Origin of the sequence: Campylobacter sp. CNRCH_2007_0968H (assembly GCF_025773245.1) — a bacterium.
Lineage (GTDB): Bacteria > Campylobacterota > Campylobacteria > Campylobacterales > Campylobacteraceae > Campylobacter_D > Campylobacter_D lari_D.
Window position 1 is genome coordinate 59,942 of record NZ_JAKMTQ010000006.1, and the last position, 20,706, is coordinate 80,647.

At 28.9% G+C, this 20,706-nt stretch carries 17 protein-coding genes; 14 read left to right on the forward strand and 3 right to left on the reverse strand.

The window, feature by feature from the left end:
- Position 1 precedes the first annotated feature (1 nt).
- The 14 genes from L8Y18_RS04665 to L8Y18_RS04730 all read left to right on the forward strand — a co-directional run bounded on the left by L8Y18_RS04665 (position 2) and on the right by L8Y18_RS04730 (position 17,392).
- On the forward strand, positions 2-514 hold the full coding sequence (locus L8Y18_RS04665) for a FixH family protein (RefSeq protein ID WP_263676374.1): 513 nt from the start codon (positions 2-4) through the stop codon (positions 512-514).
- Positions 514-2,901: a PD-(D/E)XK nuclease family protein gene (locus L8Y18_RS04670; protein ID WP_263676375.1), complete on the forward strand. Its 2,388-nt coding sequence runs from the start codon at positions 514-516 to the stop codon at positions 2,899-2,901. Before L8Y18_RS04665 ends, L8Y18_RS04670 begins: the two co-directional genes overlap by 1 nt.
- Positions 2,898-5,642, forward strand: coding sequence for a RecB-like helicase (locus L8Y18_RS04675; RefSeq protein ID WP_263676376.1), 2,745 nt, complete (start codon positions 2,898-2,900; stop codon positions 5,640-5,642). The genes L8Y18_RS04670 and L8Y18_RS04675 overlap by 4 nt, the downstream gene beginning before the upstream one ends.
- Positions 5,635-6,279: a hypothetical protein gene (locus tag L8Y18_RS04680; RefSeq protein ID WP_263671002.1), complete on the forward strand. Its 645-nt coding sequence runs from the start codon at positions 5,635-5,637 to the stop codon at positions 6,277-6,279. The genes L8Y18_RS04675 and L8Y18_RS04680 overlap by 8 nt, the downstream gene beginning before the upstream one ends.
- A 79-nt stretch (positions 6,280-6,358) precedes the next feature.
- Complete coding sequence (rplM, locus tag L8Y18_RS04685) at positions 6,359-6,784, forward strand: 50S ribosomal protein L13 (protein WP_039617653.1); 426 nt, start codon at positions 6,359-6,361, stop codon at positions 6,782-6,784.
- Between the two features lie 2 nt (positions 6,785-6,786).
- Entirely contained in the window at positions 6,787-7,176 is a 390-nt protein-coding gene (gene rpsI / locus L8Y18_RS04690) for a 30S ribosomal protein S9 (protein ID WP_039617655.1), read from the forward strand.
- A 243-nt stretch (positions 7,177-7,419) separates the two neighbouring features.
- The gene (locus L8Y18_RS04695) at positions 7,420-8,406 is read left to right on the forward strand and encodes an OmpA family protein (protein ID WP_220566443.1); all 987 of its coding nucleotides are present in this window, start codon (positions 7,420-7,422) and stop codon (positions 8,404-8,406) included.
- Positions 8,407-8,409: 3 nt separating this feature from the next.
- A complete protein-coding gene (locus tag L8Y18_RS04700; RefSeq protein WP_220566444.1) occupies positions 8,410-9,054 on the forward strand; it encodes an HAD family hydrolase in 645 nt (214 codons plus the stop codon).
- Between the two features lie 117 nt (positions 9,055-9,171).
- Positions 9,172-12,726, forward strand: a complete 3,555-nt coding sequence (nifJ, locus tag L8Y18_RS04705) for a pyruvate:ferredoxin (flavodoxin) oxidoreductase (protein WP_133319384.1) — start codon at positions 9,172-9,174, stop codon at positions 12,724-12,726.
- Positions 12,727-12,728: 2 nt separating this feature from the next.
- Positions 12,729-13,052 carry a hypothetical protein gene (locus L8Y18_RS04710; RefSeq protein ID WP_263659499.1) on the forward strand — a complete coding sequence of 108 codons (324 nt, stop codon included), beginning with the start codon at positions 12,729-12,731 and terminating at the stop codon, positions 13,050-13,052.
- The gene (mshL, locus tag L8Y18_RS04715; protein WP_263659500.1) at positions 13,024-14,415 is read left to right on the forward strand and encodes a pilus (MSHA type) biogenesis protein MshL; all 1,392 of its coding nucleotides are present in this window, start codon (positions 13,024-13,026) and stop codon (positions 14,413-14,415) included. Before L8Y18_RS04710 ends, mshL begins: the two co-directional genes overlap by 29 nt.
- Positions 14,396-14,725 carry a CDC27 family protein gene (locus tag L8Y18_RS04720; protein WP_133319381.1) on the forward strand — a complete coding sequence of 110 codons (330 nt, stop codon included), beginning with the start codon at positions 14,396-14,398 and terminating at the stop codon, positions 14,723-14,725. Before mshL ends, L8Y18_RS04720 begins: the two co-directional genes overlap by 20 nt.
- Complete coding sequence (locus L8Y18_RS04725) at positions 14,718-16,235, forward strand: GspE/PulE family protein (protein ID WP_263676377.1); 1,518 nt, start codon at positions 14,718-14,720, stop codon at positions 16,233-16,235. Before L8Y18_RS04720 ends, L8Y18_RS04725 begins: the two co-directional genes overlap by 8 nt.
- The gene (locus L8Y18_RS04730; protein ID WP_263676378.1) at positions 16,232-17,392 is read left to right on the forward strand and encodes a type II secretion system F family protein; all 1,161 of its coding nucleotides are present in this window, start codon (positions 16,232-16,234) and stop codon (positions 17,390-17,392) included. The genes L8Y18_RS04725 and L8Y18_RS04730 overlap by 4 nt, the downstream gene beginning before the upstream one ends.
- Here L8Y18_RS04730 and L8Y18_RS04735 read toward each other — a convergent pair.
- Genes L8Y18_RS04735 through flgK form a run of 3 tightly spaced genes read right to left on the reverse strand, consistent with a single transcriptional unit; the run spans position 17,389 to position 20,704 of the window.
- Positions 17,389-18,141, reverse strand: a complete 753-nt coding sequence (locus L8Y18_RS04735; RefSeq protein ID WP_220566448.1) for a TSUP family transporter — start codon at positions 18,139-18,141, stop codon at positions 17,389-17,391. The genes L8Y18_RS04730 and L8Y18_RS04735 overlap by 4 nt on opposite strands.
- Entirely contained in the window at positions 18,126-18,875 is a 750-nt protein-coding gene (locus L8Y18_RS04740; RefSeq protein WP_133319377.1) for a TIGR02757 family protein, read from the reverse strand. The genes L8Y18_RS04735 and L8Y18_RS04740 overlap by 16 nt, the downstream gene beginning before the upstream one ends.
- On the reverse strand, positions 18,875-20,704 hold the full coding sequence (gene flgK, locus L8Y18_RS04745) for a flagellar hook-associated protein FlgK (RefSeq protein ID WP_263660511.1): 1,830 nt from the start codon (positions 20,702-20,704) through the stop codon (positions 18,875-18,877). Before flgK ends, L8Y18_RS04740 begins: the two co-directional genes overlap by 1 nt.
- Positions 20,705-20,706: the final 2 nt, after the last annotated feature.

Here is a 20,706-nt window from a genome sequence, read left to right on the forward strand (position 1 = left end):
AATGGAAAATAAGAAAACATTTTGGCCTTATGGTATTTTGATTTCTTTGGGGCTTATTGTTATAGCTTGTATTGTTACGATTTTTATTGCAAGCAAGGCTCCTGTGTATGAAGATAATTTTTATTTTGATTCTTATCAAAATGTAGAGTTAAATTATAATGAAATTCAAAACAGACAAAAGACTTTTGATGAAAATTTTAAGCTAAGCATTAAAGACAAAGAAAGCTTTATGCATAAGAAAAATCAAGTTTATTATATCAATGAAGGACAAAATGAGCTTAGGATTACAATTGAAAATTTAAAAGATTATGATTTAAGTAAGCTTCAAATCCAAACTTTACTTTCGCGTCCACATACAAATGTAAATGATGAGAATTTGCAAGTAAGATTAGAAGGAAGTGATTTGGTGTTTGATTTTAATATCAAAGAAAAAGGTGTTTGGCAAATACTTTTAAAAATCACTCAAGATGAAAATAGTGTAGGGTTTTTTAAATTCTTTTTGCAGACTAAATAATGAAACTTTTTGTATTTAGCTCACTAAGAGCTTTAAGAAAGTATTATGAGAAAAAACTACAGGTTGATAGTTTAGTAGAACCGGCTATGAGTATAGCCGAATTTATACAAAAGTTAGTTTTTTCTCCGCATTTTCAAGCAACACACTATGAGTGTTTACTTTTGATGAAAAAGGCTTGTGAGCAAACTAAAAATTTAGAGCAAAGCTTAAAAATACCGAGTAATTTTTTTGCTTTCTTAAAAAATAATGCTTATTTATTTAGTTTCTTTAAAGAGCTTAGTTTGGAAAAAAAAGATATCAACTCATTAAAATTTCATGATGCTTACGCTCAGTATGATGAACATTTGCAAATTTTAGAAGAACTTTTTAAAAATTATCTTACCTTGTTAAAAGAGCAAAATCTATATGATGATATTTCTTTGCTGCTAGATTATGAAATTAATAGTGATTTTTTAAAAAATTATGATGAGATTATTTTTGATTTTCAAGGTTTTTTAAATGCCTTTGAAGTAGAGCTTTTGTTAAAAGTTAAGGAAATACTTCCTCTTAAAGTGCAGTTTAATTGCACTAAATTTAATAAAGATTTTTTAAATACTCTTAGCTTTTTACAAGGACTTTCTCTTAAGGCAAATTATGCTTATTTGTTTGATTTAAATCAAAAAACAATTTTAAAAGAAGAGTGCTTTTTTAAAGAAAGTAAAATTAGTTATAAAAGTTTTCATTTAAGATCTTTGCAAGCTGCTTTTGTTTTTGAAAAAATTAATTCTTTTTTAAAATCCGGTATAAGCGCAAAAGATATTGTAGTGATTACACCTGATGAGAATTTTGTAGATATTTTAAGACTTTATGATAAAAACAATGTTTTAAATTATGCAAGTGGAGAAAGTATTAAAAATACACTTTTTTATCATAGATTAAAGTCTTTGTATGAAAGTGCTAAAGATGATGAGTTTGAGTATGAAGAAAATGAAGAATTTTATGAAAGGTGTAATTTAAACAAACATTTGTGTAATTTACATTTTTTTCCTTCTAGTGTTGATTTTACAGAGTTTAAAAAGCTTTTTGATGAAAATATTTCTTATGATTTTTTTGAGAATTTTATTTTTAATTTGCTAGAAGATAGTGATGAGGAATTAAAAAATTATATACACCAAGAGCTTATTTTTATCAAAGAGCTTGTAAAAACACACGAGTTAAGCTTTGTGCAAATTTTAGAATTATTTTTCATGCAAATTGATGGTATAAAATTAAGCAGTGTTGGTGGTGGTGAAGTTACTGTAATGGGACTTTTAGAAAGTAGGGGACTTAGATATGACGGGGTGATTATAGTCGATTTTAATGATGAATTTATCCCAAAAAGAGTTTCAAGCGAGTTATTTTTAAACAATGAAATTCGCAAAAAAGCAGGACTTATCACTCATGCTCAAAGAGAAAATTTACAAAGACATTATTATTATACTTTAATAGCTAAGGCAAAATTAGTTGGAATTTCTTATGTGGAAAATGAAGAAAAAATCAAATCAAGATTTTTAAACGAACTTGAACTTCCATTTTATGAAGACAAGACTTATAGTAATAATGCTTATGTGAAATATTTTCAAACTTATCCATGTACTTTTAATCTTGAGCCTATTGTAAGTATTAAAGCAAAGCACGATTATTTTCAAAACGATCTTTCTTTTTCAAGATTTCATCTTCTTGTGCATTATGGTTTGGATTATTATTATAAATATGTTTTAAGATTAAAAGAGCCAAAGACTTTAGACGATACACTTAGAGCAAATGAGTTGGGGAGTTTTATCCATAAGGCTTTAGAACTTTATTATACGCAAAAATCTAAAAATCATTTTGATTATGAAGTTTTTATGCAAGTGGTAAAAAGCATTAAACAATACCGAGTTGATGCGCTAAATTTAGCTTTAATACAAACTATATTTAAAGAATTCCAAACACTTGAAAATGAGCATTTTAAGCAAGGTTATGTGGTAGAAAAATGTGAATTTAATCCACCAAGAAAAGAATTTATTGCAGAAAATGGAGTGAAAATTCACGCCATAGGCTTTTTAGATAGAGTAGATAATAATGGCAATGAAAGATTGATTATAGATTATAAAAGTGGCAAGGCAGATGAAAAGTCTTATCAACTTGCTTTTTATAAGTTTTTATTAGAAAATCAAAATGCCTTATTAAATACAAAAGCTTGTTTTTATGATCTAAAAAATATCAAAATCATACATGAAAATGTTAAAAGTAAGAGTGTACAAGAACTTAAAGCTTTACTTAATGAGCTTGCTAAAGAACCTTTGGAAAAAGAATTTTTTAATCAAAAAAACGACAATACTTACAGCCCTTATACCATGCTTTATAAAAAGGAGTTTAAGCTTTGAGTTATCATTTTGAGCCTTTTTTAGCTTTGGAAGCTAGCGCAGGAAGTGGAAAAACTTTTGCATTAAGTGTGCGTTTTGTAGCTTTGGTTTTAATGGGAGCTAAGATTAATGAAATTTTAGCCCTTACTTTTACTAATAAAGCTACAAGCGAAATGAAAGAAAGAGTTTTTAAAACCTTTTTAGAATTTGATGTGCTTGAAAATGGGGAGAATAAAGCAGAGTGTAATGAGCTTATGAAAATGCTAGGTAAAAGCAAAGATGAGCTTATAGCTTTAAGAGAAAAATACAAAGATGAGTTTTTAAGATCTAAGCTTAATATCTACACTTTTGACAGCTTTTTTTCACAAATCATTCGTTCTTTTGCTTTAAATTTAGGTCTTATGAGTGATTTTGACATTATAGAAAGTCAAGATAGTTATAAAAATTTCATTTCTAAATTAGACGAAGAAGAATTAAGAGCTTTAGCTTATTACATTGTCCAAACAAAAAGTAAAAGTGATTTTTTGCAAAATCTTGAAAGCTTGTATGAAAGATCTTGTGAAATAAAATCTATACAAAATGCACATTTTCCAAATAAAACTTTTTTAGAAAAAAGCTTAAGTGAGTTTATAGCTTATGCAAGAAATTTAAACACAGATAAAAACTATCAAAAAAATTTCGAATTTGAAAACATAGAAGATTTCTTTACTAAACCTATTATTTGTGATTTAGATAAAAAATATTTTGTAAAAGTCATCGATAGTGAATTTTTACAAAAAAGAGCAGAGTTTTTACAAAGCGCAAAAGAGTATTTTACTCAAATGGAAAATTATCGCATTAGTATGCTTGCAAAGCTTTTGAAGCATTTTAAAGAAGCAAGAAATGAAAATAATGCCAAGCAAAATGCACTGACTTTTTCAGATATAGCTTTAAAAACTCATGAGTTAATTAGTGATGAAACTAATAAAGATTTGATTTATTTTAGACTCGATGGTTATATTTCGCATTTATTAATCGATGAATTTCAAGATACTAATGTTTTGCAGTATCAAATTTTAAAACCCATCATTGCTGAGCTTGTTTCAGGCGAGGGAGTGAAAAAAAATAGAAGCTTTTTTTATGTGGGGGATAAAAAGCAAAGCATATATGGTTTTAGAGGGGGTAAAAAAGAGCTTTTTGATAAGCTTTTAAAAGATTTTCCACAAATTAAATTAGAGCATTTAGATACTAATTATCGTAGTAAAAAGATTATTGTTGATTATGTAAATGAAGTCTTTAAAGATAAATTTTTTGATAGCTTTTTAAATCCTAGCTTTACTTTGCAAAAAAGCATTAAAGAAGGTGGATATGTGGAAGTTTTACAAAATCATATCCCACCAAAAAGTTCTTTGCATGAAGCAAGTGGCAAAGAAGTTTTAAAAATCATCCAAAAGCTTTTAGAAAAAGGCGTAAAGCTTAGTGAAATTTGCATTTTGGTGTGGATTAACAAAGACGCTACTTTAATGAAAGAATTTCTTGAAGAAAATGACATTAAAGCTTATACGCAAAGCAATGTAGCTTTGATGGATTGTATTAGCGTAAGAGTGCTTTTTGAGTATGCAAAGGCTTGTGTACTTAAAGATGAGTTTAGTTTGTACTTTGCAAGCAGTATTTTAGAAAAAGAGCTTGAGTTTATAACGCTTGATTTAAACCGCAGTGTAGGTGATATTTTAAAATACTTAGTACATGTTTTAAAGCTTGATTTAAGCGATGTTAATCTCATCGCATATTTAGAGTATGCAAGTACTTTTGATAATTTCTTTAATTTTTTATTTGCTCCATGTGAGTTAAAGTCTTTACAAGCTCAAGATGATGGAGTAAGCATTATGACCGTGCATAAATCTAAGGGGCTTGAATTTGAAAATTTAATCGTACTTGATAGACTTAGTAAAAAAGCTCCGGATAATGAAACTTTAATGTTTGAGTATGATTTAGAGCAAGGTTGGGAAGTAAAATACCGACACAGTGCTAGAAAACATCTTGAAGATCAAAATTACAATACCTTTTTAGCTAAAAGAGAAAAACTTCAAGCAGAAGATGAGATAAATTGTCTATATGTAGCACTTACTAGAGCTAAAAATTCTCTTTTTATCATAAAAAACGATGAGAGTTTTAAAACCTTTAAGAGTTATTTTCAAGACTATGAAGAAAAACAAATAGGCATTATAGAAGAACAGCTTGTTAAAACAAAAGAGCCTTTAGAAAATTTAGAACAAATAGAAAACTTTGAAGAATTTCAAAAGGTAAATTTGCAGGAAGTTAAAGTAAAAAGTCATCTTTCAAGCACGCAAATACACTTTGGTTTGGCTTTGCATGAGTTTTTGCAATATTTTGATTTTAACACTAAAAGCAATTTTGAATTTTGCAAGCAAATGGTGTATAAAAAATATCGTTTTTACTTAGATGATGAAAGTTTTAATGAGCTTTTTAAAAGACTTACTATGCTTTTAAAAGATGAGAGCTTTAACGCGCTTTTAGCGGGTAAAAAGCTACTAAAAGAGCAAATCATCACTTATAAAGGTGAGCAAAAACAACTTGATATGCTCGCATTTGATGATAATGAAGCTATCATTATAGACTATAAAACGGGTTTAAATTTAAACGAGCATAAAAAGCAAGTTTTACTTTACAAAGAAGCCATAGAAAAAATCTTAGCCAAGACTTCTACTAAGGCTTTTTTGGTGTATATTTTAAAAAATAAAGTGGAGGTAATGTATGTGTAGTATAGATAAAGAACAATTTTATGGTAATATTTCTCTTTTTCACGATAAAATAAAAAATGGAAACAATCATCGATATTTATCTTGGGAGCATTGCTATAAGTATTTTTATATCTATAGGAAGGATGTAGATTATGATTATGCTTCTTTGATGTTATCTTTTTATTTAGCTAGTTGGGGTATGTATAGAGGCTCTTCTTTTTTGTTGCATTATGATTATCAAATATATAAAACAATGCTAAAAGAGCTGTTAGATATTAACTTATGGGATAAGCATGATTGGATTCAAATAACTGAAGCAGGTAAAATTATAAAAGAAAATTTATTAAAGTATAAAGATAAAAATAAAGATAAAATTAGTGATATACTGATCACAAAAATTTTATTAGGAATTTTTGGCTGCACCCCTGCTTATGATAGATTTTTTGTAAATGGGTTAAAAAAGTATAATATAAACAACAATAAGATACCGATACAATATTGTGAAGATAGTTATATGGGAATTATGGACTTGATAGATAGATGTAAAAGTAGCTTTGAATTTCCAAAAATAAAATTAAAATTCAATGAAGATATATACTATCCGGATATGAAAATTATGGATATGTATTTTTGGGTTTTAGGACAACAAAAGCTTTAAATATTCTTAAATTAAGTATTAATTAAGCTAAAATAACTATAATCTCATTTTTAAAAAAATTTTTGGCAAAGGTAAGATGATGACAAAGATAACAAAGCCAAACGAAGTAAAACGCGAATGGATCGTTTTAGACGCTGAAGGAAAGCGTTTTGGTCGTCTTTTAACAGAAGTAGCGACTATTTTAAGAGGTAAAAATAAACCTTGCTATACTCCAAATGTTGATTGTGGAGATTATGTAATCATTATCAATGCTTCTAAAGCAGTTTTCACAGGTGCAAATAAAGCAGAAGATAAACTATACCACAGACATTCAGGGTATTTTGGAAGCGTAAAAAGTGAAAAATTTGGTGATTTATTAGAAAAAAATCCAGTTAAATTATATAAATTAGCAGTTCGTGGTATGCTACCTAAAACAAACCTAGGTAGAGCTATGCTTAAAAAATTAAAAATTTATGCAGGTAGCGAACATCCTCATACTGCTCAAATTGCTAATAAAGGAAAATAATCATGGCAACAACATACGCAACAGGTAAAAGAAAAACCGCTGTAGCTAAAGTTTGGGTAAAAGCTGGTAGTGGTAAAATCATCGTTAATGGTATGGATTTAAATACTTGGCTTGGCGGACATGAAGCTATAAAATTAAAAGTAGTTCAGCCTTTATTAGTAACTAAACAAGAAACTTCTATGGACATTAAAGCAACAACTTTAGGTGGTGGTTACAGTGCTCAAGCTGAAGCTTTAAGACATGGTATTTCAAGAGCTTTAGCTGCTATGGATGCAGATTTTAGAGCATTATTAAAACCAAAAGGACTTCTTACTAGAGATAGTAGAACTGTTGAACGTAAAAAATACGGTCGCAGAAAAGCAAGAAGAAGTCCACAATTCTCTAAACGCTAATATTTTTTGGATCCATTTTGGATCCATTTTCTCTATTTTTTTAAAAAAATCATATTTTTTTCATATATTTTTATTTTATTTAAAATCAAAGGATTTTTTGTTTAGAATAAATATTTATAATTCCAAGGTCCGATCAGGGAAACCTCCTTTTTGTAGTAAATTTAAGCCCCTTACCCAAAGGGGCTTATTTTATTTTAATCTTCTTTTTTATATAATCGCTCAATTTATTTTATAAGGATTGTTATGAAAAAAATTATAAGCTTAGTTAGTTTAGCTAGTGTTTTATTTGCTTTTGATGCTAGCAAAATAGAAATAACCCCGACCTTTAACTATACAACACCAGAAGGAAATTTAGATCTTAAAAATTATGGTGGAGTTGGCTTAAGATTTGGCTATCACTATGATGATTTATGGATAGATCAAGCTGAACTTGGTTTAGAGTATTATGATAATGCAAAATATAATAATCCAAATGATAATACACATACAGATACTAGTGTTTCAAGATTTTATGTGAATGCTATTAAAGGAATTGATTTAGCTAATCATGTGTATTTATATGGATTATTAGGAACAGGTTATGAGTATTTAAGTCATGGGGCTTATGAAAATAAAAGTGGTATGTTTGCTCAATATGGTGCGGGTTTTAAATTCGCGCTTGGAGAAGATTTAGCTTTAAGACTTGAAGCAAGAGATCAAATTAAATTCAACAATGGCGAACATAATTTAATTTCTAGTGTTGGTTTAAGTTTTTATTTTGGCAATAAAGCTCCAAAAACTCCTAATATTGAAACTAAACAAATTGAAGAAAAGCCACAAGTAAAACAAATCGATAAAACATGTTCAGAACCAAGAAAAGGTGCTTTGCTTGATCATATAGGTTGTGAAAAAACAATAGCCCTTGAGGGACATTTTGGTTTTGATCAGACTAATATAAATCCAGAATTTGCTCAAAAAATTCAAGAAGTGGGTAAGATCTTAGAAGAAAATCCTCAATACTATACTATTTTAGAAGGCCATACAGATAGTACAGGTCCTAAGGCTTATAATCAAAAATTATCATTAGAGCGTGCTAATGCCGTAGCGAAGGAACTTGAAAAAACAGGTGTTGCTAAAGAAAAAATTGTAACTAAAGGCTATGGTTTTGAAAAGCCAAAAGCAAGCAATGATACCAAAGAAGGTCGTGCGCAAAATAGACGCGTTGAAGCAAAATTTTTTATTAAAGAATAAACTTTGCTAAAAAAGACAATTTTATTTGATTTAGATGGCACTTTGATAGATTCTACAAGTGCCATTTTAGATGGATTTGATGCTGCTTTTAAAGCTTTTAATGAGCCTTTAAGAGATCATGAAGCTATTAAGGCTTTGATAGGTTTTCCTTTGGATGTAGCTTTTGAAAAGCTTGGTGTGGCAAAAGAGAAAACAAGTGAATATATTAATGCTTATAGAAATGTATATCAAAAAATCTATATAGAACAAACTTCTTTACTTCCTTTGGCAAAAGAAAGTGTATATGAGGCTAGTTTATTTGCTGATTTAGCTGTTGTTACGACTAAAAGTTCTAAATTTTCTAAACCTTTACTTGATCATTTAGGTATAGGAGAGCATTTTAAAGTTATTATAGGTAGAGACGATGTGACTTGTCCAAAGCCAGATGCTGAGCCTATTTTATTAGCTTTGAAGAAACTTTCTAAAAACAAAGAAAATGCTTTTATGGTAGGTGATACTCATTTAGATATAAAAGCTGCTCAAAATGCCAATATTATTCCTGTGGCTGTAAGTAGTGGTTATGAAAGTAAAGAAAGTTTAGCTAAATTTGAAATTCCGCTTTTTAAAAATACCTATGAAGCCATAAAATATATAAGAAATATCCGATAATTTCCCATTTAAACTCTATACCTATAAATAATAAAAAATTTTTATTATTGTTTAAGACAATTAAAGATAAAGTAGTTATTGACTTTAAGTAATTATTTAATTATAAGGATAGATTAAATGAGTAAAATAATGAAAACGATGGATGGTAATGAAGCAGCAGCTTACGCTGCTTATGCATTTACAGAGGTTGCTGGAATTTATCCTATCACTCCAAGCTCTCCTATGGCTGATTATACTGACATATGGGCTTCTCAAGGCAAAAAAAATCTTTTTGGAGTGCCAGTTAAAGTTGTAGAAATGCAAAGTGAAGCAGGTGCAGCAGGGACAGTTCATGGATCTTTACAAGCGGGTTCTTTAACCACGACTTATACCGCTTCTCAAGGACTTTTGTTAAAAATACCAAATATGTATAAAATTGCAGGTCAACTTTTACCTGGAGTAATTCATGTGGCAGCTAGAGCTTTAGCATCTCAAGCGCTATCTATTTTTGGAGATCATCAAGATATTTATGCTGCAAGACAAACAGGTTTTGCTATGCTTTGTTCGCATTCTGTGCAAGAAAGTATGGATTTAGCAGGTGTTGCACACCTAGCAGCTATTAAAGGTAGAGTGCCTTTTATGCATTTTTTTGATGGTTTTAGAACCTCTCATGAAATCCAAAAAATTGAAGTAATGGATTATGCACATTTTGATCGCTTATTGGATCGTAAGGCTTTATTGGAATTTAGAAATTCCTGTCTAAATCCAGAAAATCCAAAAACAAGAGGTACGGCTCAAAATGATGATATTTATTTTCAAACAAGAGAGTTGGCAAATAAATATTATGAAGCTGTTCCTGATATTGTTAATGAATATATGCAAGAAATTTCAAAAATTACAGGAAGAGAATACAGACCTTTTGTGTATTATGGGGATAAAAATGCAACGCGTGTTGTTGTAGCAATGGGTTCAGTGACTGAAGCTTTAAAAGAAGTTGTAGATTATTTGAGTAGCAAAGGTGAAAAAGTAGGGGTTTTAAAAGTTCATTTATATAGACCATTTAGTTTAAAATATTTATTTGATGTAATGCCTCAAAGTGTTGAAAAAATTGCTGTTTTAGATAGAACTAAAGAGCCAGGAAGTTTAGGCGAGCCACTTTATTTGGATTTAAAAAGTGCATATTATGGAAAAGAAAAAGCACCTTTAATCGTTGGTGGTAGATATGGACTTTCTTCAAAAGATGTGGATCCTGCTCAGTTAATAGCAGTTTTTGAAAATCTAAATCAAGCAAATCCAAAAGATGGTTTCACCATAGGAATTAATGATGATGTAACCTTTACCTCATTGCCTGTGGGAGAGAAAATTTCTTTGGGTGATGAAAGTACTATAGAGTGTTTATTTTATGGACTTGGTGCCGATGGCACTGTAGGTGCAAATAAAAACTCTATTAAAATTATAGGAGATAAAACAGATTTTTACGCGCAAGCTTATTTTGCTTATGATTCTAAAAAATCAGGTGGTTACACAAGAAGCCATTTAAGATTTTCTAAAAAACCTATTACTTCAACTTATTTAGTTTCTACGCCACATTTCGTAGCATGCTCAGTGGCTGCGTATTTAGAAATTTATGATGTTTTAGCAGGTATTAGAAAAGGAGGAACTTTCCTTTTAAATAGTATTTGGAGTGCGCAAGAAACTATTGAAAAAATTCCAAATGCGGTAAAAAGAGTTTTAGCGCAAAAGGAAATTAATTTTTATATCATTAATGCTACAAAACTTGCTAGAGAGATAGGACTAGGTAGTAGAACAAACACGATTATGCAATCAGCATTTTTCAAACTTGCTAATATCATTCCTTTTGAAGATGCGCAAAAATATATGAAAGAATTAGCTTATAAATCATATAGTAAAAAAGGTGATGCTATAGTTGAAATGAATTATAAAGCTATTGATGTAGGTGCAGATGGACTTGTAAAAGTTGATATTGATCCTTCTTGGGTAAATTTAGCTAATGAAGCAAAAGAAGAAACTATAGCTTATAAAGGTACTGAGTTTGTTGAAAAAATCGCAAAACCTATGAATGCAGCTAAGGGTGATGATTTACCAGTTTCGGCATTTTTGGGCTATGAAGATGGTAGTTTTGAGCATGGTACTACTGAGTATGAAAAAAGAGGCGTTGGTGTTATGGTGCCAAGATGGATAGAAACTAATTGTATTCAGTGTAATCAATGTGCTTCAGTATGCCCTCATGCAGTTATCAGACCTTTCTTGATTGATGAAGAAGAATTAAACAATGCTCCAGCAGGTGTAAAAGAGCACAGCTTAAATGCAAAAGGCGTGAAAGAACAAAAATTAAATTTCAAAATTCAAGTTTCGCCGCTTGATTGTACAGGTTGTGAGCTTTGTGTGCATGAGTGTCCTACCAAAGAAAAATCTTTAGTGATGGTACCACTAGGTGAAGAGCTTGATCATGGTGAGCAAGAAAATGCAGATTATTTATTCAAAAAAGTAAGTTATAAAGATAATATTTTAAATAGAGAAAATACCAAAGGCATCCAATTTGCTCAACCTTTATTTGAATTTCATGGAGCATGTCCAGGGTGTGGAGAAACTCCTTATATTACTTTAATTACTAGATTATTTGGTGAAAGAATGATTGTTGCTAATGCAACGGGTTGTAGTTCTATTTATGGTGGCTCAGCTCCTTCAACTCCATATAGAAAAAGCAATAAAAATGGTCATGGACCTGCTTGGGGCAATTCTTTATTTGAAGATAATGCTGAATTTGGTCTTGGTATGAAAATAGCAACTGAAACTACAAGACATAAAATAGAACACATAATGAATGAAAGTATGCAAGAAGTACCTAACGCACTTTCTGCATTATATAAAGAGTGGATTGCAAATAAAGAAGATTCTAAAGTTTCTTTGGAATTAAGAGATAAATTAGTTCCATTGTTAGAAGAAAATAAGCAAATCAAAGCAGTTAATGATATTTTAGAACTTAAAAGCTATTTAAGTAAAAAATCACATTGGATTTTTGGTGGTGATGGCTGGGCTTATGATATAGGTTATGGTGGACTTGATCATGTTTTGGCAAGCGGTGAGAATGTAAATATTTTAGTGCTTGATACTGAAGTGTATTCTAACACAGGCGGCCAGAGCTCAAAATCTTCAAGAACAGGTTCGGTAGCACAGTTTGCTGCAGCAGGTAAGCCAGTGCAGAAAAAAGATCTTGGTCAAATTGCTATGACTTATGGTTATATTTTTGTGGCTCAAGTAAATTCTAATGCAAATTATGCACAATTGTTAAAAGCTGTAATGGCGGCAGAAGCTTATGATGGACCTTCTTTGATTATTGCTTATTCTCCTTGTATAGCTCATGGTATTAAAGGTGGACTTGGAAATTCAGGAAATCAAGCAGAGTTAGCTACAAAATGTGGATATTGGCCAACTTATATTTATGATCCGCGTTTAGAAGCTGAAGGTAAAAATCCTTTAACAATTTCTTCAAAAGAACCTGATTGGGATTTATATGAAAGCTTTTTAATGAATGAAGTTCGTTATAATTCTTTGAAAAAATCAAATCCTGAGCAAGCAAAAGAATTATTTGAAAAAAATAAAGCAGAGGCACAACGTCGTTACAGACAGCTTAAGCGTTTAGCAAGTGCTGATTTTAGCAATGAAAATTAATTTTGTTTCGAATTTTTATTCTTGTTTTATGGATAATTAACGCTTTTGGTGTTAATTATCCATTTTTAAATCAAAATTGTTATGTTGATAATTTAATTTCAATTCAAGATCCTTTTTTTAAAAAGACTACAAATATAAAATCTAATTTTTCTTTGCAAGCTATTGTTTCAAATAAGATTAAGATTAATGATAAGTGGTATGCTTTAAACGATTATATTGATGGTTTTAAAATAGTTGAAATTAGAAATTCTCAAGTTGTATTAAAAAAGGAAGAAAAAATAATGGTTTTAAATTTGTATGAAAAAAATAGTATTTTTATGTATTAATTTTTTGTTTTTTACAAATGTATTTGCCATGCAGTGTAATCAGCATTTTTTTAATATAAGAGTAGAAGACAAAACTTCTTTGCTTGAAATTTTAAATGAACTCGGAAGAGAGTGTGATTTTAGTATTATTATTAAAGATATTTTTGCTCAAGAAAAATTAATGCATGCTCAAAATTATTTACATATAAAGAAAATGTCTTTAAGAGAGATTTTTAAGCTTTTATTGGTGGAAAACAATCTTGCTTATGAATACGATAAAAATGCTTTAAAAATTTATGGAAAACAAGTTAAAACTTTTAAAGTGCATTATATAAGTTCTATTAGAGAAGGACAAAGTATTACTAAAGCTTCAGTGGATTCTAGACCAAAACAAGGAGATTATGATAATTATAAAGAAGTAGATAATTTAGTTATTAGTACTGATAAATTTGATTTTTGGGAGAAAATTTCAGAAGAAATTCAAGCTTTGTTGGATGAAAATACAACTAAACCTATTGTCAATACTAATGCAGGAATTATTACTTTAAATGCAACTCCATATGAACTTGCAAGAGTTGGAAAATATTTAGATGACTTAAATAAAAGACTTAAAAAACAAGTTTTAATTGATGTAAGTATTGTTGCCGTGCATTTAAATAAAAATCATTCAAGTGGAATTAATTGGCAAGAACTCGCTTTTAAACTTAATGGTGATGATAATGATTTTATAATTAATAAAGATGGTGTTAGAAATATTAACTTAAAAGCAAATATTGAAACCAAAGCTATTTTAAATTTATTACAAGAAAATGGTAAAACAACTATACTTTCTAACCCAAAACTTATGGCTTTAAACAATCAGCAAGCTATTATTTCTATAGGCGATACAATAAATTATCAAGTAAAAGAAAGTTCTAAAGGGACAGAAAATGGTACAATAGTTAGTGAAATATATAATAATTATTCTATTTTTGTAGGAATTTTACTTAATATATTGCCTGAGATTTCAGATGATCATAAAATTATGCTTAGGATTAATCCAAGCTTGAGTGATTTTAAATATAGTTTTGATAATCATAGACAAAGCAAACCAAGAAATATAGCGCCAGATACTATACAAAAAAAGCTTTCTACTGTAGTTGAGGTTGATGATGGACAAACTTTAATTTTAGGCGGATTGATTAGTAAAAATACCATTAATAATCATAATGAAATAAGCATTTTATCTAAAATTCCACTTTTTGGAGCTTTATTTCAAGGAAAACAAAATTATGAAGATATTAGCGAAATAGTTTTTATTATCAAACCAAGTTTAGTAAAAACTAATAATAAAATTTTAAGTTTAAAAGACCTAGGTTTTCAGCATGAAGATGATATGTTTTAAAATCTTAATATGTTTTTCTTTTTTAAATGCTATAGAAATTCAAAACAATAGTTTCGATCAAAACATATTTTATGAAAAATTCATTAATCAACCAAACTATGAAAATGCTTTAAATTTAGCAAAATATTTTTATCAAAATAAAGAATACAAACAAGCAGTTTTTTGGGCTATAGAGGCTAATGATTTTGATTTATTGCAAAAAGAAGCTTGGCTTGTTTTTATTAATGCTAAAATAAAACTCGGAAGATATGAAGATGCTTTAATAGCTAAAAAAGAATACGAAAAGCTTTTGGAGATTTATTTTGAGTGATACACATCAAAAATTAAAAAACTTAAGTGAGTATTCTTTAAAAGAAATTGCTTCTCAATATAAAATGGAATTTTTAAATTTAAATCAAACTTTTGATTTTGAAAAATATCTTCACATTTTGCCTTTTTCTTTAATAGAACAACATGATATTTTTTGTTTTTATGAAGATGATGAAAATATCCATATAGCTTCCTTTAAACCATTGGAAGAGAATGTTTTGGAAAAAATACAAAATTTATATCGTTTTAAAACTATCAAGATTTTTCTTTGTGTTTTTACGCAATTTGAATTTTTGCTAGAAAGGGTTAAATTTTTAATTAAATTTCAAAATCATCTTGATAGATTAGAGCTTAGTTTGAAAAGTGATGAAAATAAAGATGAATTTTTATTAGAGCAGTTTTTGAATTTAATTTTAACTTATGCTTGTTTTTTAAGAGCAAGTGATATCCATTTAGAGCCTTTAGAAAATGAAGTATATATAAGATTTAGAATAGATGGAGAGTTAAAATATATACATAGTTTTGATGCAAAATCATACCAAGCCTTATTGATGCATGTAAAAATTATTGCTTTGCTTAATGTAGCTGAACAAAGACAAGCTCAAGATGGGAGTTTTTCTAAAATCATTTTAGAGCAAAAATATGATTTTAGAGTTTCAATTATGCCTTTATTATTTGGACAAAGCATAGTGTTTAGAATTTTAAAACAAGATGGATATGTTTTAAAACTTGATAAACTTTTTATCAAAGAAGAAAATTTAATTCAGCTGAAAAAACACACGAATGCACCTTATGGTCTGATTTTGTTTTGTGGGCCAACAGGGAGTGGTAAAAGTACTTTTATGCATGCTATTTTAAATGAAATTGAACAAAGTAAAAAAATCATCACTCTAGAAGATCCTATAGAATATAAACTTAAATATGCTCAACAAATTCTTTTAAATTCTAAAGCCGGATTTGATTTTCACAAAGCTTTAAGAGCAGTTTTAAGACACGATCCTGATGTGATTATGATAGGTGAAATTAGAGATGAGGATAGTTTGGATATAGTTTTAAAAGCTTCTTTAAGCGGACATTTAGTTTTAAGTACCCTACACACTAATGGCGCTATAGAAGCTATTTTTAGAATGAAGCATATGGGTGCAAGAGAATACTTAATAGCTCATTCTCTTAATTTAATTATAGCTCAACGATTAGTAAGAAAACTATGCGAATGTAAAGAACCTAACAAGGAAAAATTTTACTTTCAAAATCAAGTTTTTGAAGGAAAATTTTACAAAGCAAAAGGTTGTGTTGAGTGTATGTATAGTGGATATAAAGGGCGTTTGATGGTAGCTGAATTTTTGTTTTTAGATCATAATTTAAAAAATATGATAGAAAATAATGCAAATTATGAAAATATTTTAACATACGCTTTAAAAAAAGGTTTTTTGACTTTAGGTATGGATGCTTTAGAAAAGGCAAAACTTGGCTTAACAAGTATAGATGAGTTAAGAAAGATTAGTTTTTGAAAAAATTTGTTATTTTTTATGTATTAAATAAAGAGCAAAAACAATATATAATAAGGGCTAGAAATTTATATGAAGCTAGAAATTTTGCGTTAAAGTCATTTGTAAATATTATTAGTGTTGAAGAATATTTCAAACCGATAAAACATAAAATCAAAGAAGAAGAGCTTATTTTCATTCTTAAGGATTTAAATATGATCTTAAAGGCAGGATTAAGCTTACAGGAAGCAATTTTAGAATTTTTAAAATCAAGCTATGAAAAACAAAATATTAAAATTTTTAATACAATTTATAATAAACTCAATAATGGAAGTTCTTATAATGAAGCCTTTAAAGATATTTTAAATTCTAGAGAATGTGCTATTTTAAAAATTTGTGATGGCAGAGAAGATTTACATAAGGCTCTTGATATTATTATTAGTTTAAAAGAAAAAAATCTTTATAGTTTTAAGCAGTTAAAAAAGGCTATAGCTTACCCACTTTTCGTTTTTATGTGTATTATTTTTGCTTTTTTTATTCTTATAACTTTAGTTTTGCCTGAATTTAAAACTTTATTTTTACAACTTGAATTGGATTTGCCAAAAATCACTCAAATTCTTTTTATTATAGCTGATTTTTTTAGTCATTTTTATATGATTATTTTATTAAATATAGGATTTTTTATAATACTTACTTATTCTTTTAGGAAATCTTTGTTTTTTCATAGAATTCTTTTTTATTCTCCCATTTTTGGAAAAATAATATTTTATCAAGATAAATTTTGTTTTTTCTTAATTTTTTCATATTTATTAAAAGCAGGGGTGGATATAAAAAGAGCTTTTGAACTTGCTTGTGAAGGTATAGAAAATCAATTCTTTAAAAACAAAATGTTTATTATAAAGACTTCATTTGAATCAGGACTTGATTTAGCTCAAGCTTTTTCTAACACAAAGCTTTTTGAGCCTTTTGTAATAAGAATGTTAAATTTAGCTTTAAAAAGTTCTAAATTAGACGAAAGTACTTATGGGCTTGCTTTGTTTTATGAGTATAAAAAAGAAAATTATACTCAAAAGCTTTTGAGTGTTTTGGAGCCTTTGATGACAATTTTTATGGCGAGTTTGATTTTAGTTTTAGCCTTGGGTGTATTTTTACCTATGTGGCAAATTAGTCAAGAAATTTAAGCAAGATAATCATAAGCAACTTTAGCTATAGTTAAAGCAACCATAATCAAAAAGAGTTTTTTGATAAAAGTTCCTTGCGTTTTTAAGACTAGTTTTGATCCTATAAAAGCACCTAAAATTTGGCCTATACCCATTAAAATACCAACTTTCCAAAGCACCTCATAAGAGTATAAAAATACCCCTAAAGCTACTACATTGCTAGTAAAATTTAAGATTTTAGTATTAATGCTTGCATTTTTCATGCTAAAACCAAGAAATATCACGCAAGCAAAAATCCAAAAAGAACCAGTACCAGGTCCTAAAAAACCATCATAAAAACCAAGTAGCAAGCCAAAGATGATTTGAAAGCTTGTAGTACTCATTTTAGCTTTATTATGTACATGGCCTAAATCAGGCTTGAAAATAGTGTAAAAAAAGATTAAAACAAGGCAAATTAATACAATAATTTTAACAGCATTTTGATCTATTAGTAAGACTGCATAAGTTCCAATGGCAGCACCAATAGCAGTAAATAAAATTCCCAAGGCTATCTTTTCTATATGCATAGATTTTCTATAAGCTAAAACCGCAGTGAGTGATCCAAAGGTGCTTTGAAGTTTATTAGTAGCTAGGGCTAAATGAGGAGGAATACCACAAGCAAATAAAGCAGGTATGGTAATAAGCCCACCACCACCTACAATCGCATCAACACAACCTGCAAAAGCAGCAACAAAGAATAAAATCACATAATAAGTTAATTCAAGCTCCATAAGCTTTCCTTGTTTTGTCCGATTCTATATAGAGCAAAATCATATTTTATAGGATCAGTAGGATCGAATTTTTTAAGACTTTGCGTAAGTTCTAAAACACTTTTAAAATCATAAATCTTACGCTTTAAAAGCTTAAGTTTTAATGAAACTTTATGAGTATGAGTGTCTAAGGGTATGAGTAAATCTTTTTTGTCTATATTTTTAAACAAACCTAAATCTAATTCATCTTTTCTTACCATCCACCTAAGATACATATTGTATCTTTTTAAAGGACCTTTTGGAATGTTAAATTCTTTTGAAAAGAAAAATTCATAACCATAACTTTTATAAGGATTAAGCTTGTAAATTGTTTCTATGAAAGCTTTTATTGCTTGTGTTATGTTTTGCTCTTTTTGATAAGTTTTGGTAAAAATATTTTCTATACTATCTTCATTTTTTAAGCGCTTGAGTGTGATAAAAATTTGAGCTATATCTTGAGAGTTTTGAAAGCGGTATTTTAGATTTTTACATTCTTTTTTAATAATCTCATCGCTTTTCTCAAGCAAGGAAAAATCAAGTTTATTTAAAAAATTTACAATATTTTTAGCATTCCCATAGGCAAATAAAGCACAAAGCAAGGCTATATTTTCATCTTTATAAACACTTGCAATTTGCAAAGGATCAGGATGAGAAAAAAGCTCTTTTTGAGTGTTTTTGCTTAAAATTGCTTCATCTAAAAGAGCTTTAATTTGCATTAAGATTTTAAACCAAGCAAGGTTTCAAGCATTTGATCAACGGTAGTTACGATTTTAGCTGCAGCGCCATAACTTGCTTGATATTGTATGAGTGCTGCTAATTCTTCATTGGTATTTACACCACTTTTTGATTGGTATTCTGCATAAGCTGTATTAAATACCGTCATATTAGTCGCATGCGCAAAGCCATTGCTTTCAGCATCTGAAGCAATTTGGCCTGTAAATTTTCTATAATATCCATCTAAAGTCATAGTATCTACTGTACCATCTTTATTATAAAAATTTACTTTTTGATTTTGAAGTTGCAACATAGCATTAGCTACATCGTTATTTCCATCAACTCCGTTTGAACTTGCTTTTAAGCTATTTGGATCATTTCTAATGCTTGAATTTACATTAATGCTACTTGCATCTTGACCATTAAAAAATGAAGATACATTTAAAGCGCCTGGGAAATTTGTGCCATTGTCTTTAAAAGCTATTTTATAACCTTTTTTTAAGCCATTGATTTGGAAATTTCCACTATCACTTTTTCCATCATAATGATAAAAGGCTTGAAAATAATCATTTAAATCATCACCACCTTGACCATTTTTATTATCATCAATATCTGCATTGATTTGTTTAATAACATCTTCTATAGTGGTATTGACATCTATTTTTATAGTTCTAGTAGCTACTGCATTACCTTTTTCATCATAAACTGTGATGTCAAAGCTTCCTGCTTGGATGTTTTTATCATAACTCATTAAAGAAGTATCAGATTTTAAACCTTTTAAATCATCTGAATTTACTTTATCGGTTGCTGCTTGAGCATAGACATTATTAGTTTGAGTTATGAGTGTTTTTGTAAAGGTATTGAGCATATCTTTATACTCTTGTAATTTTCCATCGCTGTAAGTATCATGATTGCCATCATAATTTCTACCTCTAAGATCAAGTTGAGCACCAAGCTGCCCACCTGAAATTTTGCTTGTTAAATCATAGCGGTTTTCATCATTTACTTCATAATAAATTTGATAAAAACCATTAGGGTTGTTATTATCTAATTTTAAAGGGTGAAAGCTAGAGCCATTTACTATACTAAAACCTTGAATACTTAAATCATAATATCTTCCAGAATCAGTCATGGTAGATTCTAAAGTACTATCTTGAGAGCTTGTTCCTTTCCAAGCAACAGCATTAACTAACTTTGAAAGTCTAAGTTCAAGTTCATCTCTTTTGTCTCTTAGTTGATTTGCATTATCGGTAGGTAAAACTTCTTCATTTTCAAGTTGTTTATTAATATTTGCAATTTCTTGACCAATGTTATTAATCTCATCTACGGTTTGTTGAATTTGCTCATTAACTGTTTGTTGCATTTTACTAAGATCTTGTAATGTTTTTTGTATGTTTTGAGCTAATGTGTTTGCACTATTAACAAGATCTATTTTACTTGCTCCATCGCTTGGGTTGGAAGCAAAGTTATTCCACGCATCATAGTAATTTTTATAATCTTGTAAAATACCAGTTCCTTGCATATCAGGAAATCTTTGACTTGCTTCTTGTAAAATTTGTCCTAAATAATTTGTATAGTTTTGTTGAGTAGTGGCGTTTTTTAGCTCATAATAAGAATGCTCATCATGTAATCTTTTAATAGTATCAATTTGCGTACCTGTTCCTAGGTGTAAGCCACCTCTATCAAGAGACATACCTGAACTTTGCACCGCTCTTTGTCTAGTATAAAATACTGCATTTGCATTAGAGATATTGTTACCTGTGGTATTGATTTGAAGTTCAGCAGCTCTAATACCACTAACCCCTGTATATAAACTATCAAAAATTCCCATGA

Excerpts from the sequence above, each read along its gene's own strand:
- L8Y18_RS04665 (WP_263676374.1), top strand. The coding sequence starts at position 2 with ATGGAAAATAAGAAAACATTTTGGCCTTATGGTATTTTGATTTCTTTG.
- L8Y18_RS04670 (WP_263676375.1), top strand. The coding sequence starts at position 514 with ATGAAACTTTTTGTATTTAGCTCACTAAGAGCTTTAAGAAAGTATTAT.
- L8Y18_RS04680 (WP_263671002.1), top strand. The coding sequence starts at position 5,635 with ATGTGTAGTATAGATAAAGAACAATTTTATGGTAATATTTCTCTTTTT.
- rplM (WP_039617653.1), top strand. The coding sequence starts at position 6,359 with ATGACAAAGATAACAAAGCCAAACGAAGTAAAACGCGAATGGATCGTT.
- rpsI (WP_039617655.1), top strand. The coding sequence starts at position 6,787 with ATGGCAACAACATACGCAACAGGTAAAAGAAAAACCGCTGTAGCTAAA.
- L8Y18_RS04695 (WP_220566443.1), top strand. The coding sequence starts at position 7,420 with ATGAAAAAAATTATAAGCTTAGTTAGTTTAGCTAGTGTTTTATTTGCT.
- nifJ (WP_133319384.1), top strand. The coding sequence starts at position 9,172 with ATGAGTAAAATAATGAAAACGATGGATGGTAATGAAGCAGCAGCTTAC.
- mshL (WP_263659500.1), top strand. The coding sequence starts at position 13,024 with ATGAAAAAAATAGTATTTTTATGTATTAATTTTTTGTTTTTTACAAAT.
- L8Y18_RS04720 (WP_133319381.1), top strand. The coding sequence starts at position 14,396 with ATGAAGATGATATGTTTTAAAATCTTAATATGTTTTTCTTTTTTAAAT.
- L8Y18_RS04735 (WP_220566448.1), bottom strand. The coding sequence starts at position 18,141 with ATGGAGCTTGAATTAACTTATTATGTGATTTTATTCTTTGTTGCTGCT.
- L8Y18_RS04740 (WP_133319377.1), bottom strand. The coding sequence starts at position 18,875 with ATGCAAATTAAAGCTCTTTTAGATGAAGCAATTTTAAGCAAAAACACT.
- flgK (WP_263660511.1), bottom strand. The coding sequence starts at position 20,704 with ATGGGAATTTTTGATAGTTTATATACAGGGGTTAGTGGTATTAGAGCT.